Origin of the sequence: Flavobacterium lotistagni (assembly GCF_011392125.1) — a bacterium.
Classification (GTDB): Bacteria; Bacteroidota; Bacteroidia; order Flavobacteriales; family Flavobacteriaceae; genus Flavobacterium; species Flavobacterium lotistagni.
In genome coordinates this window covers 199593-215882 of sequence record NZ_JAAJBU010000004.1, presented here as the reverse complement: position 1 = coordinate 215882, position 16290 = coordinate 199593, and the positions used below count along the sequence as shown (strand labels likewise).

The following is a 16290-nucleotide window of genomic DNA, read 5'->3' as shown; positions in this document are numbered from 1 at the left end:
ATGGAATGAAAATCGATTGAGGGATGACTCATTCAAAATTCAACATTCAACATTCAAAATAGGATTTACTTTGTTATTTTTACCAAAAAATTCCCCTGTTTTGAAAGATACCCCGAAACACCAAGGCCTCAGGAACCAACTAGTGGCGCAGCTCAAAGAAAAAGGCATCACCGACAAAAACGTACTCGAAGCCATCAAGAAAATCCCGAGGCATTTATTTCTGAATTCGAGTTTTGAAGATTACGCTTATCAAGACAAAGCTTTCCCAATTGGTGCGGGCCAAACCATTTCGCAGCCTTATACTGTGGCTTTTCAATCGCAACTACTTGAAGTAAAAAAAGACCAGAAAATCCTTGAAATCGGAACCGGTTCGGGTTATCAAACGGCTGTGCTTTGTATAATGGGCGCAAAGGTTTATAGTGTCGAAAGACAAAACGAACTCTTTAAACAAACTTCTATATTGCTTCCTAAATTAGGCATTCGCCCCAAGCATTTGTCGTTTGGTGACGGTTATAAAGGTTTGCCAAATCATGCGCCGTTTGACAGCATCATCGTAACTGCCGGCGCGCCTATAATTCCGAAACCGCTGATGGCGCAGCTCAAAATAGGAGGCAGACTCGTGATTCCGTTGGGTGAGCAACACCAAATCATGACTTTACTTATTAGAAAAAACGAGACCCAATTCGAAAAACACGAACTCGGAGAATTTAGGTTTGTGCCTTTGTTGGAAAATAAAAATTAATTAAGGTTTTCTCAGCGCCTCCATTTTAGTTTTAAGCACATTCATTTCTTCAAAAAGCGCTTCAATCGCGGCATTGTCTTTAGGTTTAATTAGGTTGAGTTGTTCTGCAGCTGCTTCAAAAGCTTTAATCCCTAAAGGTTCGTCTTGAATTTCAGTCAGTAATTTTTCTTTAATCCACAAAATCGTCAGCGATTCTATGTTGATATCAAACAACTGAGCGAGTTGCGTTATTTGATTTTTGGTCGGGCGACGTTGTCCGTTTTCGAACTTGCTGATTAACGCTTGGTCAATTTTGAGCATCGAGGAAACTGCTCGGGTTTTCAAACCTTTACTTTCCCTACCTTTTTTGAGCCATGCCGCAACGCTTTCCATCAGTAATTAATTGTTGTAGGCTTTCTTGATTCTGTCTAAATCGCGCTTGGTGTCTTGTGCTTTAAGCGATTCGCGTTTGTCGTAGGTTTTCTTTCCTCGGCACAAACCAATATCTAGTTTGGCTAAACCTTTTTCGTTGGTGTGTAATTTCAGCGGAATAATCGTCAAACCTTTTACTTGTACATTTTTGAATAATGATTTGAGTTCGCGCTTGTTCAATAGCAATTTGCGTTCGCTTCGGGCTTTGTGGTTGAACTGATTGCCGAAAGCGTATTCTTCTATATAAGTATTAATGGCGAACAGTTCCCCGTTGCTAAATTCGCAAAAACTCTCGGTGATATTGGCCTTTCCGAGCCGAATTGATTTAATCTCGGTTCCGGTTAGTACGATGCCGGCAGTGTAGGTTTCCAGGATTTCGTAGTCGAAACGCGCCCGCTTATTAAGAATGTTGACCAGTTTAATCATAAGCGCAAAGGTAATAGAATTGTTGGTTGGATAAAACAGGTTGCGATTGCATTTAAAGAAATAAAAAAAAGTGTCCAGACTATGATTTAAGTCAGTTTTTAAGCAAAACTAGCGCGATACATTTGTCATATAAATTTTAAACAACATTAATTTAAAAACTAAAAACAAATGAAAAGACTTTTTTTTATTGCCGCAGCTGCTCTATTAAGCTTTACTACTCAGGCTCAGGAAAAACAAGGATTAGAAGGAACATGGTGGGTAGCCGGACAAATTTCAAACAGTTCGACTAAAACCGGTGATGCTAAATCATCGTCGACTATGGTTTTACCAATCGTGGGTTATTTCTTTGCACCATCGGTAACCGCCGGTATCGGTATTGGAACCATCAGTTCTAAAACAGATAATGCTGCTGGCGTTACGACAGAAGATAGCAATACTTTTGTAGTAAAACCTTTGGTTAGAAAATACTGGAATATCAAAGGAAATTTCTTTATGTATGGTCAGGCAGCTTTGCCAATCATGTCTGGAAAAGAAGATATTTCTGATTCAAAAACCATGTCAGTAGGTTTAGAGCTTTCTCCAGGTTTTGACTATGTGCTTAACAAATGGATGACTATTGAAACTTCGTTCACGATTTTCAATGCTACAAGCTCAACTATAACACCGGACACTGGTGACAAAACTACAAAATTCGAGTTGAACGCAAACCCACTTAACTCTGTATCAGACCGTATGTTGGGCAATTTGCAAGTAGGTGTTAAGTTTTTGTTTTAATTAATAATTGTTAGTTTGGTTGTTTTTTTGGGCAACCGGGTAAGGAAGGGGTTGTTATCTTTTTTAGGTAGCAACCTTTTCCTTTTGCATGCATCGGCCAAGTTTTATTAACATTTCTGTTTTGGTTTTGAATTATTGTTATATTCGTTTCACCTAACTATAAATCAACTTTTTATGATTCGTAAATTATTACAATTCAGTATAGTGTTGCTGATTTTGGCCAGTTGTAACAATGAAGACGATTCACAACCCATCGTTATCGATGCCGCCCAACGCGAGCCACTGAACACTCAGCAAATCAATGCAAAAATCGATGAACAACTCAACGCAAAAGGCGACTTCAACTGGAAAAGCGCTTCAGACCATTTACTGTGGAGTGCCACAATGCAAGGAAACTCGGTAGTGACTATCGGTTTTGGGAATTCTGCCCAAGATTTTGACCGGGCCAAGACCGCAAATAGCGCAGCCATTGAAGCTGAGTTGATGCAAATCATTAAAAAGTATGAAGGTGATTCGGATGAAATACTGATTTCTTCTGATCGCTATTTGAATTTGATGAACGTGATAATTAAAAAGCAAGAAACCATCATTGCGCTCAGAAAGAACAAGTACATTCGATACATTGAGCCGGCTGATTATCATTATGTTGCCATCAAAAACGGGCAACGACGTTTAACTTCTTCGTCGAGTTCAGGTTCTTCAGGTTGCGGTTTTGATTCGACGGCCTTAAGTGCAGCCGACTATACTACCACAACACCCAATGCAAAAGTGCCTTGGACTTTCACCAAACACAACATTCCTAGTGCCTGGAATTACAGCAGTGGCCGAGGCATTACCATCGGAATTGTAGATACCGGAATTTCACCCAATCAAACTTTGCTGGGTTCGGCATTCAATACTGGTGATTCTTCGGGTAGAACTTTGCAGAAATTTGGAGTGTATGTGAATTCGATTTGGCCTTGGAGCACCAATACTGATGGCCCGAACGACCAATGTGGGCACGGCACCAGCATGGCTTCGGTAGCGACTGCCCCGAGAAACAACAACGGAATGCCGGTAGGTGTCGCTTACAACGCAAATTTGGTAGTTTACCGCGCCGCTTCAAATGTGGTTTTGGATGGTTATCAAGAGCAAGAAGGCGTGAAGAATGCGTTTACGGCTTTGGGAAATAATGCCAACGTGAAGATTATCTCGATGTCGATGGGTTATGTATTTTCTGTCGGGAAAATTGAAGACGGTATCCGATATGCTTACAGTAAAGGAAAGCTGATTTTCTGCGCTGGCGGAACCTCGACTAGTTTTACCACTTTTGTAGGCGTTATTTTTCCGGCTTGGATGCCAGAAGTAGTTGCGGTTACCGGCGTGAAGGAGGGAAGTACCTACCAAAAATGTGATGTTTGCCATACCGGAAACAAAATTGATTTTACTGTAATAATGCAACGTGCTTCCAGCGGCAATACCGTTCCGGTGAACAGTTATTACAATGCGCAGACGAATTATGTAGGTGGCTCATCAGTGGCTACAGCTACAACGGCTGGGATTGCTGCTTTGGTCTGGGCGAAAAACCCTACTTGGACGCGCGATCAAGTTTTGACCAAAATGAAACAATCTGCTACTTTTTATCCGGTTAAAAATCCGGAGTTTGGTCATGGCAATGTGAATGCTTTATTGGCAGTACAATAGCTTTTTGCACATAAAAAAATTATGAAACCACTATCTACTCGGTAGTGGTTTATTTTTTTCTCATCGGGTAGCTTTCTGAGCTGGCTTTTCCTTGCTGAGTGCCTGAAATAGTTGCCACCAAACTGTCTGCAGTAATTTTTTTGTAGACAATTTTCTGCGGAAAGTCATGCTTCGGATTTTCGAAAACCAGTTCTTTGTCGGTTTTTGAAGTTAAGTTGAAATTGACCGGCTGATCATTGTTTTGGCCTTTGACTGTTGGGATGTATTGCACGAGTTCGCCGTTTTGAACCAGTTGAATTTGCTCTGAATGCAAAGTGTCTTTTGCTTTGATGTAATAGCTTTCACCGATGTAAATGCTGTCGTTGGCCTTGCTCCAGATTTCAATCATTTTGCCTTGCGGGTCTTGGTTTTCCCATGTACCGATAAGCCAATCAGCAGCCTGGAGTTGGTTTTCTTGACCAGATTTTTTACACGAAACGCTGAGTGCAATGGCAGCCAGTAGTAAGATAGATTTTCTCATAAGGAACTATTTTCAGGTTTTTCACTGTTGCAATAATAAGCAAAATTGCCCTAGCCCGGATGGCAGCGGCAGCTTTTGTTTGCTAAGCGGATATTTGCTTTTTTATCGAGGTGCAATAGCAAACAAAACTATAGCGTACAGCCGGAACAGCTTCGGAAAAAACCTATAACCTACAACTTACAACCTACAACATTTTTGCTTAAATTTGCGCACCAAAAAAAGGAAAAATAAAATGTTAGACAGACTGCAAATAGTAAAACAGCGCTTTGACGAAGTTTCGGACTTGATTATTCAGCCCGATGTGATTGCCGATCAGAAGCGTTGGGTGGCCCTCAATAAAGAATACAAAGATTTGAAAGCGCTCGCCGAAAAACGCGACGAATACGTAAACCTGACCGGAAATATTGCCGAAGCCAACGAAATTATTGCCGATGGCTCAGACGTAGAAATGGTCGAGATGGCCAAGATGCAACTCGACGAGGCCAAAGAAAGATTGCCGGAATTAGAAGAAGAAATCAAGTTCATGCTGATCCCGAAAGATCCGGAAGATGCGAAAAACGTGATGGTTGAAATTCGGGCCGGAACCGGTGGTGATGAAGCTTCGATTTTCGCAGGTGATTTGTATAGAATGTATACCAAATATTGCGAAAACAAAGGCTGGAGAACCTCGGTAGTCGATATGAACGAAGGCACCTCAGGCGGTTTTAAAGAAGTCATTTTCGAAGTAACCGGTGAAGATGTTTATGGTACTTTGAAATTTGAAGCAGGTGTTCACAGGGTTCAGCGTGTTCCGCAAACGGAAACCCAAGGCCGCGTGCATACTTCGGCAGCAACGGTAATGGTGTTGCCAGAAGCAGAAGAATTCGACGTGCAGATTGACATGAACGACGTAAGAATTGATTATTTCTGTTCTTCAGGGCCGGGCGGACAATCGGTAAACACGACCAAATCGGCGGTTCGTTTAACGCACATTCCAACCGGATTGGTAGCGCAATGCCAAGACGAAAAGTCGCAGCACAAGAACAAAGACAAAGCGTTAACGGTTTTGCGCTCGCGTTTGTATGAGCAGGAACTCGCCAAGAAACAGGAAGAAGATGCCAAGAAACGTTCCTCACAGGTAAGCTCAGGTGACCGTTCGGCAAAGATTAGAACTTATAACTATTCGCAAGGCCGCGTGACCGATCACAGGATCAATATGAACATTTACGATTTGCAGAATTTTGTCAATGGTGATATCCAGAAAATGATTGATGAGTTGCAACTCGTGAACAACACCGAGAAGTTGAAAGAAGCGAGTGAAGTGTTTTAACATAAAATCTGCCTAGCAAAAAGCGACGGTTGGCATTTAAAATTTGAACTTATGAAACATCCAATTCTTTTTAGTTTGTTTTTGGTTATTAGTCAATTTTCGTTTGCACAATACGGCGATCTCGACCCAACCTTTCACGGAACCGGACAAAACGGAAGTTTATTCGAAGGAGACAGCCGCGCCAGAAGCATCATTTTCCAAGAAAACGGTAAGGTTATTTTTGCTGGGAATGCCGATTACGCTACTACTTTGGGAGACAAACTCGTCGGGTTGATTCGGGTAAATGAAGACGGCAATTTTGACACTACTTTCGGAACCGATGGCGTGATTCGGATGCGCGTAAAAAATGCTTCGTTCACTAATTTTGGTTCGTTATTGAAGATTGATGACAGCAGTTACTACTTAGTGTCTTATTATGGCGAGCGTTATTCTTTAACCAAACTTAACTTGGATTGTGTGGTCGATACCTCTTTTGGCACCAATGGCACTTTTGATTTGGTTTACGGCACAATATTCAATGCTGCCAATGTTAAAGTAGCTCCAGACGGAAGTTTTACTGCCAGCGGAAAAGCCAAACAAACCAGTAGTGGCCCAATTGGCTTGGCTTTAGGGAAATATTTCTCAAATGCTACCGTTGATACTTCATTCGGCAACAACGGCTTTTTGTTCTTTCCCTTGAACGATATTCCTGCGAGCAGTGCAGACAATATCAGTGGTTCGCTCTATCCGCTGAGCGACGGCAAATATTTGGTTTTGGGCAATTATGTTTACACCGATGCAGGCAATGTGCAGCGCCGCAATTATTTTATTAAAAAATTTAATGCCGATGCCACTGTCGATAATTCTTATGGCACAAGCGGCGTGATGCTCAGCAATGCCATTTCTTCTGCTTATCTGACAAAAGTAGCTGATGATGGTAGTGTATCTCTGTTGGCCAATCCGGTGACTACTTATTTGAATTCGCCGCCTACATCCATTCGTACTATAAAGTTCGATGCCAGCGGTAATTTAGTTGCAGAGCCGGTTATTTATTATGGTTCCACTTTGCCCAATACTTACATATTTTCAGTGCTGGAGCAAGAAGACGGAAAAATTGTTTTTGCAGGCCAATACATGGACAATCCGCCACTGACCGGAACCGATAGCTTTGTGATTCGTTGTCTTCCCAACGGAAACTATGATTCGACCTTTGGCAACAACGGTATCTTTAAAGCGGCTTTTGGCGGTAACGAAAACATAAGCAGAATCGCTTTTGATTCTCAAGGCCGGTTGGTTTTTGCCGGTACCCGAATCTTTAACGGGCATTGGGAATACCTAATGGGCCGACTCACCACCGGAATTGTTTTAGGAAATCTAGACTTTAACACTGGTGCATCATTAACCGTTTATCCGAATCCGGTGCAGTCTGCGACAGTTTTGCATTATGAACTGGCCCAAGAGCAAAAAATCAGTATTGGTTTGTATGATTTGACCGGAAGATTGGTGCGAAAATTTGCTACAGATGCTACAAGAAACCAAGGCGCTCATCAAGAAACGCTTGATTTTCAGTCTCTAGGCAAAGGCACTTATTTGCTGCAACTCAGTAGTGCCGAACAAATCAGCAGTACGGTAAAAATTATTCGTCAGTAAACACTCATTACTGGTTTCCCGTTCTTTTTTTTTTGAAGCTGTTCCCGTTTTTCACTATATCTTTACTGGCGAACCCCGCCAGCAAAGGATGCCGTTACAACCGGGGCTAGGACTATTGATTGGTAAGAGGTTCCTATATTTCCATTCATTTTATTTTTTAATCTAGCGTGTATGCTTTTTAACTCGATCCATTTCGCCTTTTTCTTGCCGGTTGTTTTTTTGCTCTATTGGTTTATAGCCAAAGGCAGCGTGAAATCGCAGAATATTTTGTTGTTGTTGGCCAGTTACTTTTTTTATGCCTGCTGGGATTGGCGTTTTTTATTTCTGCTGATTTTTTCAACCTCGTTAGACTATTACACCGGAATCAAAATTTTCGATGCTACCAACTCAAAGCAACGAAAATGGTGGCTCTGGATTAGCGTTGGTGCTAATCTGGGCTTTTTGGGTGTTTTTAAATACTACAATTTCTTTGCTGAATCGTTTGCTCAAGCTCTCTTGATGGTTGGCCTTAAAGCCAATTTAGGTTCACTGAATATTATTTTGCCGGTCGGAATTTCTTTCTATACCTTTCACGGTTTGTCGTATGTAATTGATCTCTATAAAAACAAGATTAAGCCTGAGCGCGATGTGATTACTTATTCCGTCTTTGTGAGTTTCTTTCCGTTACTCGTTGCGGGCCCAATTGAAAGAGCCACTCATTTGCTGCCGCAGCTCATCAAAAAAAGAGCATTTCATTATGCGAAAGCCGTTGACGGATTAAAGCAGATTTTGTGGGGTTTGTTCAAAAAAATGGTCATTGCAGATAACTGCGCGACTTATGCCAATACGATTTTTGGAAATCCTTCAGAACATTCAGGAAGTACACTTTTGCTCGGTGCCGTGTTTTTTGCATTTCAGATTTATGGCGATTTTTCAGGTTATTCAGATATTGCGCTGGGAGCCGCCAGACTTTTCGGCATCGACCTTTTGCGCAATTTTGCGTATCCCTATTTCTCGCGCGATATTGCTGAATTTTGGAGACGTTGGCACATTTCTCTGTCGTCTTGGTTTAAAGATTATTTGTATATCCCATTAGGAGGAAGTCATGGCAGCAAATGGATGGCTGTGCGCAACACCTTTATCATTTTCCTTTTCAGCGGCTTCTGGCATGGTGCCAACTGGACTTTTATTCTTTGGGGTGCAGTACATGCTCTGTATTTCATGCCATTATTGCTTTCAGGGAAAAACAGAACCAATATCGAAATTGTAGCTTCGAATAGTTTACTGCCCAATCTCAAAGAAATGGGGCAAATGGTTGTTACTTTTATTTTGGTTTCATTGGCTTGGATTATTTTTAGGTCTGAAAGTATCACCCAAACTTGGGTTTATTTCTCTAGAATGTGCGCTGCAGATTTATTCAGTATACCGTATTTTCTAGGAATCAAACAAGCTGCCATTACTATTGTATTTATTGTTTTTATGCTACTGATAGAATGGATCGGAAGGCAACAACAATATGGCATTCAATCGATAGCAACCCAATGGAGCAAACCATTTAGATGGGCTTTTTATTATCTAATTACGATGTTGATTTTCTTGTTCGGAGCGGTAAATGAGACGTTTATTTATTTTCAATTCTGACCGATGAAAAAATTTCTAATCTATTGTTTGACGTTTCTTCTTTTGCTAACGGTTTCTATTATTGCATTGCTTTTCCGTGCCGACGGATATACCGATGCGCATTATCTGCGATTCACAACTCCTAAGCAACGGAGCCTGATTCTAGGAACTTCAAAAGCAGCGCAGGGATTAAGACCGGAAACAATGAATCAGATTTTAAAATCACAACTTTACAATTACTCTTTCGATATCAGCAAAAGTCCTTACGGACCGAGTTATCTCCGAAGCGTTCAAAGAAAACTCGACCCCAATACTAAAAACGGCATTTTTATTCTGACAGTGGATTACTGGGGTATCGCTACTAAAAGCCAGCATCCAAATGACAGTTTGGCTTTTAGTGAAAACCATTCTTGTGTAGGCGAAATGAAAATTGTTAACCAGAAACCCAATTTTACCTATTTAACCCAATACCTCTCTGGCAAGTACTATGGTTTGATTTTTGAATCGTCTGTCGCTTTTTTGCACGATGATGGTTGGTTCGAAGTAAGCCTTGATGAAGATTCATTATCAGTTAACCGAAGAACTGAAAGTACTTTAAATCAGTACCGACAATATGAGTCAGATTATTTATTTTCACAACTCAGGTTGGATTATCTTCTGAAGATAATCGACTTTTTAAGTCAGCACGGTAAAGTGTATTTGGTCAGATTGCCGATGGCCTCCGAACTAATGCAGATTGAGCAGCGATTGCTTCCGAATTTCAATAAACGTATTGAAAAAGCGGTAGCAAAATCATCCGGATATCTTGATTTAACCAATAAAAACAACCAATATCACTACATCGACGGTATACATTTGAGTAAGAAATCAGGGCAGCAAGTTTCTGAAAAAATCGCAAAATGGATTCTGAAGCAGCAATGGCAATCAAGCTTCAAGAAAAAATAAACAATTATCTTTGCCCCGAAACTACACAACCATGACAACAACACAACTCACCGAACAAATCCGCCAAAAAGAATCCTTTCTCTGCATCGGCCTCGATGTCGATTTGAATAAAATCCCACCGCATTTATTAAAACTCGACGATCCGATTTTCGAATTCAACAAAGCCATCATAGACGCGACTTATGACATAGCTGTAGCTTACAAGCCGAACACTGCTTTTTATGAGGCCTACGGAATCAAAGGTTGGCAATCGCTTCAGAAAACCATTGATTATCTCAACGAAAAGCATCCTGAAATTTTCACCATTGCAGATGCCAAACGCGGTGATATCGGTAATACTTCGTCTATGTACGCCAAAGCTTTCCTGGAAGATTTGAACTTCGATTCGGTTACTGTCGCGCCTTATATGGGCAAAGATTCCGTGGAGCCGTTTCTAGAATTTGAGAACAAGCACACCATTTTACTCGCCTTGACTTCCAACGAAGGCGCATTCGATTTCCAGACAGCGTTTGCCGACGAAAAACCGTTGTATCAGCAAGTGATTCAAACCTCCAAAAACTGGAAAAACAGCCAAAACTTGATGTACGTAGTAGGAGCAACCAAAGCCGAATACTTCAAAGAAATCCGCAAGATTGTTCCTGACAGCTTTCTATTAGTTCCGGGCGTCGGTGCGCAAGGCGGAAGTTTAGCCGAAGTTTGCGAGCATGGAATGAATGAAGCTATTGGATTGTTAATCAATTCTTCACGCGGGATTATTTATGCTGATAGTGGAGAAAATTTTGCAACCAAGGCTAGGGAAGAAGCGCTGAAAATCCAAACTGAAATGCAGCAGTTGATGCAAAAAAGATAAACACGAATTGCACGAATTAGCACGAATTAAATTCGCTGGCTCGATATGAAAATGCTAACAGACCAAGTAGGAAATACCCATTATATTGAAACTGTTCCCAAACGGATTATCTCGTTAGTGCCTTCGCAAACTGAATTACTTTACGAATTGGGTTTGGAATCTAGTATCGTCGGTATAACCAAATTCTGCGTGCATCCGTTTCATTTCAAATCGACTAAGAAAGTGGTAGGCGGCACTAAAAAAGTACATTACGAGAAAATCCGCTTGTTGCAGCCCGATATCATCATTTGCAATAAAGAAGAAAATACACTTGAAATTGTCGAAGAACTCCGAAAAATCTGCCCGGTTTGGGTAACAGATATTAAAACCATCGAAGAGAATTTTCAAATGATTACTGATTTCGGACAACTCTTCAACTGCCGCACCGAAGCTCAAAAGTGGAACGATAAATTACTATACGCTTTGGTTGATTTTCGGGCTTTCATCAAAGAAAAACCCTTCAAAAAAGTAGCCTATTTTATCTGGAAAAATCCATACATGGTTGCTGGTTCGGGAACTTACATCAATGAAATACTGCAACTGAACCATTTTCAAAATATTTATGCCGACCGCGAAAGCCGTTATCCTGAAGTAGAACTTAGAAAATTGCGTCTCGAAGGCGATCCAGACTTGGTGCTTTTATCCTCAGAACCTTATCCATTCAAAGACGAAGATGCCTTCGAAATCGGGAGATTCACGCATCACGCCAAAACAATTTTTGTTGACGGCGAAATGTTTTCTTGGTACGGATCTCGGCTGCTGAAAGCATTTTCCTATTTCAAAAAACTCCACGAGCGAATTGCATAAAAAAAAGCCGCATCAATTAAGACACGGCTTTCTTATTAAACTAACTCTAAACCAAAATAATAAAAACCTTTTTTATTACCCTACAAATGTCCGCCGAATGTGCCAGTTTCCTAGTTAAAGCTTTGTTATTTCTTTGTTTGAGTAGTGTTAAGTTTTTATTTCTTGTCTTGCAGCGCGAAAACCTTTTTCAAAAGATCCGAGGTTCTTGATTTGATATTCGTGCGGATGTCTTTTTCTTCTACCGAAACCATCTTGAAAACTCCGTCCATGGCTTTATTGGTTACATAATCGGTAATGTCCGGGTTTACTTTGGCAACCTTTGGTATTGAGTTGTATTTCTTAATAATCGAAGCCCAGATTTTATCAGCACCCACTTTTCCAATCGATTGCTGTACGACAGGACTAAATTTGGCGTACAAAGCAGTCGAAGTGGTACCTTTCAAATAATCTGTTGCAGCGGTTTCTTTGCCCATTAAAATCGATTTCGCGTCTGAGAACGACATGCTTTTAATTGCGTTCAAAAAAATCGGAGTAGCTTCTTTTACAGCGTCTTCGGCAGCCCGGTTTAACGATTTGATACCGCTGTCGGCCAGTTTGCTCATGCCGAGTTTGCGCAAGGTTTTATCCACTTTTTTAAGTTCATCCGGCAACACGATTTTGACCATTTCGTTCTTGTAGAAACCATCGGTTGCGGTCAGTTTGATGACTTGTTTGGTAATGCCGTTGTTGAGCGCTTCTTTCAAACCGGCCGCAATATCAACACTTCCGCTGGTATTGACCTGGTTGAGTTTGTCTTTCACTTGGTTCAGCAAATCCTGCCAATCTTGCGCCATTGCGAAAGTCGGAAGTAGTAAAAAAAACCATAAGATTCTTTTCATTTTTATATTTTTTAGAAGCCGGGAACCTGCTGTACGCTATATCTTTTAAACCTAGTAGGTTTAAAAGGATGCCGCTGCCATCAGGGCTAGGGCTATCCGGTTCAAAATTTGTCCAAATCTAGTCATTAAATTCAGTTACAAAAACCGCTTTATTATAATTTTATGTTTTGCCCGATTTGGTAGGCATTTTTTAAGAATTTCTGTAAATTGCACGCGTTTAAAAAAGAATCCCTCAATATGGAACAAGCCCAACCCTACATTCCCCAACACAAAGTCAGAATCGTAACGGCAGCCTCACTTTTCGATGGTCATGATGCCGCAATTAATATCATGCGACGCATCATTCAAGCCACCGGAGTCGAAGTGATTCATTTGGGCCACGACCGCTCTGTAGAAGAAGTAGTCAACACCGCCATTCAAGAAGACGCCAACGCGATTGCCATGACTTCTTACCAAGGCGGGCACAACGAATATTTCAAATACATGTACGATTTGCTCAAGGAAAAAGGAGCAGGGCATATCAAAATTTTTGGCGGCGGCGGCGGAGTTATTTTACCTTCTGAAATTTCTGAATTGCACGAATACGGCATCGAGCGCATCTATTCTCCTGATGACGGTCGCGCAATGGGCTTGCAAGGCATGATCAATGATTTGGTCAAACGCTCAGACTTTGCGGTAGGCGATAAGCTCAACGGAGAAGTCAATCATCTCGAAGAAAAAAATCCTACGGCGATTGCGCGCGTCATTTCTTCAGCAGAAAATTTCCCTGAAGTTGCCAAAGAAACTTTAGATATCATCCACAGCAAAAATAAAGACTGCAAAACACCGGTACTCGGAATCACCGGAACCGGAGGCGCTGGAAAATCCTCGTTAGTAGACGAACTCGTGCGTCGTTTCCTGATTGATTTTCCAGAGAAAACCATAGGCCTCGTTTCAGTCGATCCGTCTAAAAGAAAAACCGGCGGTGCCTTACTTGGTGACAGAATCAGAATGAACGCGATCAATAACCCACGGGTTTACATGCGTTCGCTGGCCACACGTCAATCTAATTTGGCATTGTCCAAATACGTAGCCGAAGCCATTCAGGTTTTAAAAGCTGCAAAATATGATTTGATTGTTCTGGAAACTTCGGGAATCGGTCAATCTGACACTGAAATCATGGACCATTCAGACGTTTCATTGTATGTAATGACACCCGAATTCGGAGCCGCCACGCAATTGGAAAAAATTGACATGCTCGATTTCGCCGATTTGGTTGCCATCAACAAATTCGACAAACGCGGTGCGCTCGATGCTTTGCGCGATGTGAAAAAGCAATACCAACGCAACCACCAACTTTGGGACAGCGATTTGGATACGCTTCCGGTATTCGGTACAATTGCGTCTCAGTTCAACGATCCGGGCATGAACACGCTCTACAAAGCCGTGATGGACAAAATCCACGAGAAAACACAATCGGATTTACATTCCACATTTGAAATCACGCGAGAAATGAGCGAGAAAATCTTCGTGATTCCGCCACATAGAACGCGTTACCTTTCAGAAATTGCCGAGAACAACCGCAAATACGACGAAATCGCTTTAAGCCAAGAACAAGTCGCGCAGAAATTATACGGGATTTTCAAAACCATTGAAACCGTCGCCAAAAAATTGCCTAAACTTGATAAGTCTGGTATTGTAGACGAATCCTTGAATATTACTGAGCAAAACAAAGATTTCCTTACTTTGCTGACCAAAGAATTCGACCGTGTCAAAATGGACCTCGACCCATACAACTGGGAAATCATCCTCACTTGGGATGACAAAGTCAACAAATACAAAAATCCAATCTATTCTTTTAAAGTCCGCGACAAAGAAATCAAGATTGCTACCCATACCGAGTCGCTTTCACATTCACAAATCCCCAAAGTTGCCTTACCGAAATACCAAGCTTGGGGCGACATTTTGCGTTGGTGTTTGCAGGAAAACGTGCCCGGCGAATTTCCATTTGCTTCTGGTTTGTATCCGTTCAAGCGCGAAGGTGAAGATCCGTCGAGAATGTTTGCCGGAGAAGGTGGCCCGGAAAGAACCAATAAGCGTTTTCATTATGTTAGTGCCGGAATGCCAGCAAAAAGACTTTCTACTGCTTTTGATAGCGTGACTTTGTACGGAAATGACCCGCATATTCGTCCTGATATCTACGGGAAAATCGGAAATGCCGGGGTTTCTATCTGTTGCCTCGACGATGCCAAAAAATTGTACTCCGGATTTGATTTGGTGCATCCATTGACTTCAGTGAGTATGACCATCAATGGCCCGGCGCCGATGCTTCTGGGTTTCTTTATGAACGCTGCGATTGACCAACAGTGCGAGCATTACATCAAAGCCCACAATCTTGAAGCGGAAGTTCAGGAAAAAATCAACGAAATCTATAAAAAGAAAGGCACCAAACGCCCGCAGTACCAAGGCGAGTTGCCCCACGGAAACAACGGTTTGGGCTTGATGCTTTTGGGCGTTACCGGCGATCAGGTTTTGCCGGCTGATGTTTATAACGAAATCAAAATCAAAACACTTTCACAAGTGCGCGGAACGGTGCAAGCCGATATTTTAAAAGAAGACCAGGCGCAGAACACTTGTATCTTCTCGACTGAATTCGCTTTGCGTTTGATGGGCGATGTACAGGAATATTTCATCGAAAAGAATGTTCGCAATTTCTATTCGGTTTCTATTTCCGGTTACCATATTGCCGAAGCCGGAGCGAACCCAATCACGCAATTGGCTTTTACACTCGCCAACGGTTTCACTTACGTAGAATATTACCTAAGTCGCGGCATGAACATCAATGATTTCGGGCCAAACTTGTCGTTTTTCTTCTCGAACGGAATCGATCCGGAATATGCAGTCATTGGTCGAGTGGCCCGTAAAATTTGGGCCAAGGCAATGAAGAACAAATACGGAGCGAACGAAAGAGCGCAAATGTTGAAGTACCATATTCAAACTTCAGGTCGTTCGTTGCACGCGCAGGAAATCGACTTCAACGACATCCGTACCACTTTGCAAGCTTTGTATGCGATTTATGACAACTGTAATTCTTTGCACACCAATGCCTACGACGAAGCGATTACCACGCCGACTGAAGAATCCGTTCGTCGTGCGATGGCTATCCAACTCATTATCAATAAAGAATTAGGTTTGGCGAAAAATGAAAATCCAATCCAAGGTTCGTTTATTATTGAGGAACTGACAGATTTGGTAGAGGAAGCCGTATTGCAGGAATTCGACCGCATTACCGAAAGAGGCGGAGTGCTCGGCGCGATGGAAACGATGTACCAACGTTCGAAAATACAGGAAGAAAGTTTGTATTACGAAACCTTGAAACACACTGGCGAGTTTCCGATTATTGGCGTGAATACTTTCTTGAGTTCGAAAGGTTCGCCAACGGTGATTCCGGCTGAAGTGATTCGCGCAACCGAAGAAGAAAAGCAGTACCAGATTACGATGCTTGAGCAATTGCATCAATCTTATCATGACCAAGTCGAACAACAGCTCAACATTATCCAAGAAGCTGCTATCAACAACCAGAACATTTTCGAGAAATTGATGGAAGCCACCAAGGTTTGTTCGCTAGGGCAAATCACCAGCGCCTTGTTTGAAGTGGGCGGACAATACAGAAGGAATATGTAAGCTGGGATTTAAGAC

At 41.8% G+C, this 16290-nt stretch carries 14 protein-coding genes; 10 read left to right on the top strand and 4 right to left on the bottom strand.

The window, feature by feature from the left end:
• Positions 1–100 precede the first annotated feature (100 nt).
• Entirely contained in the window at positions 101–742 is a 642-nt protein-coding gene (locus G4D82_RS06960; protein ID WP_166335970.1) for a protein-L-isoaspartate(D-aspartate) O-methyltransferase, read from the top strand.
• On the opposite strand, the gene G4D82_RS06955 is transcribed toward G4D82_RS06960, so the two are convergent.
• Both G4D82_RS06955 and smpB read right to left on the bottom strand, forming a co-directional pair.
• Positions 743–1114 carry a helix-turn-helix domain-containing protein gene (locus G4D82_RS06955; protein WP_166335967.1) on the bottom strand — a complete coding sequence of 124 codons (372 nt, stop codon included), beginning with the start codon at positions 1112–1114 and terminating at the stop codon, positions 743–745.
• A gap of 6 nt (positions 1115–1120) precedes the next feature.
• Positions 1121–1579, bottom strand: a complete 459-nt coding sequence (smpB, locus tag G4D82_RS06950; RefSeq protein WP_166335965.1) for an SsrA-binding protein SmpB — start codon at positions 1577–1579, stop codon at positions 1121–1123.
• A gap of 168 nt (positions 1580–1747) precedes the next feature.
• Between smpB and G4D82_RS06945 the strand changes: the two genes are divergently transcribed.
• On the top strand, positions 1748–2353 hold the full coding sequence (locus G4D82_RS06945) for an outer membrane beta-barrel protein (RefSeq protein WP_166335963.1): 606 nt from the start codon (positions 1748–1750) through the stop codon (positions 2351–2353).
• A 174-nt stretch (positions 2354–2527) separates the two neighbouring features.
• The gene (locus G4D82_RS06940) at positions 2528–4036 is read left to right on the top strand and encodes a S8 family peptidase (protein WP_166335961.1); all 1509 of its coding nucleotides are present in this window, start codon (positions 2528–2530) and stop codon (positions 4034–4036) included.
• Positions 4037–4085: 49 nt separating this feature from the next.
• Here the strand turns inward: G4D82_RS06940 and G4D82_RS06935 are convergent, their stop codons facing one another.
• Positions 4086–4556, bottom strand: coding sequence for a DUF6265 family protein (locus G4D82_RS06935; RefSeq protein ID WP_166335959.1), 471 nt, complete (start codon positions 4554–4556; stop codon positions 4086–4088).
• Between the two features lie 232 nt (positions 4557–4788).
• On the opposite strand from G4D82_RS06935, the gene prfA reads away from it, so the two are divergent.
• The 6 genes from prfA to G4D82_RS06905 all read left to right on the top strand — a co-directional run bounded on the left by prfA (position 4789) and on the right by G4D82_RS06905 (position 11734).
• On the top strand, positions 4789–5865 hold the full coding sequence (gene prfA / locus G4D82_RS06930; RefSeq protein WP_166335957.1) for a peptide chain release factor 1: 1077 nt from the start codon (positions 4789–4791) through the stop codon (positions 5863–5865).
• Positions 5866–5916: 51 nt separating this feature from the next.
• Entirely contained in the window at positions 5917–7494 is a 1578-nt protein-coding gene (locus G4D82_RS06925) for a T9SS type A sorting domain-containing protein (RefSeq protein WP_166335955.1), read from the top strand.
• 171 nt (positions 7495–7665) lie between these two features.
• Positions 7666–9114, top strand: a complete 1449-nt coding sequence (locus tag G4D82_RS06920) for an MBOAT family O-acyltransferase (RefSeq protein ID WP_166335953.1) — start codon at positions 7666–7668, stop codon at positions 9112–9114.
• Positions 9115–9117: 3 nt separating this feature from the next.
• On the top strand, positions 9118–10038 hold the full coding sequence (locus G4D82_RS06915) for an SGNH/GDSL hydrolase family protein (RefSeq protein ID WP_166335951.1): 921 nt from the start codon (positions 9118–9120) through the stop codon (positions 10036–10038).
• A gap of 31 nt (positions 10039–10069) precedes the next feature.
• Positions 10070–10888: an orotidine-5'-phosphate decarboxylase gene (gene pyrF, locus G4D82_RS06910; protein WP_166335949.1), complete on the top strand. Its 819-nt coding sequence runs from the start codon at positions 10070–10072 to the stop codon at positions 10886–10888.
• A 45-nt stretch (positions 10889–10933) separates the two neighbouring features.
• Entirely contained in the window at positions 10934–11734 is an 801-nt protein-coding gene (locus tag G4D82_RS06905; protein WP_166335947.1) for an ABC transporter substrate-binding protein, read from the top strand.
• Positions 11735–11889: 155 nt separating this feature from the next.
• Here G4D82_RS06905 and G4D82_RS06900 read toward each other — a convergent pair whose 3' ends face one another.
• Entirely contained in the window at positions 11890–12612 is a 723-nt protein-coding gene (locus G4D82_RS06900) for a DUF4197 domain-containing protein (RefSeq protein WP_166335945.1), read from the bottom strand.
• Between the two features lie 237 nt (positions 12613–12849).
• Here G4D82_RS06900 and G4D82_RS06895 point away from each other — a divergent pair, with 237 nt between their 5' ends.
• Positions 12850–16275, top strand: coding sequence for a methylmalonyl-CoA mutase family protein (locus G4D82_RS06895; RefSeq protein ID WP_166335943.1), 3426 nt, complete (start codon positions 12850–12852; stop codon positions 16273–16275).
• The last annotated feature ends 15 nt before the right edge of the window (positions 16276–16290 follow it).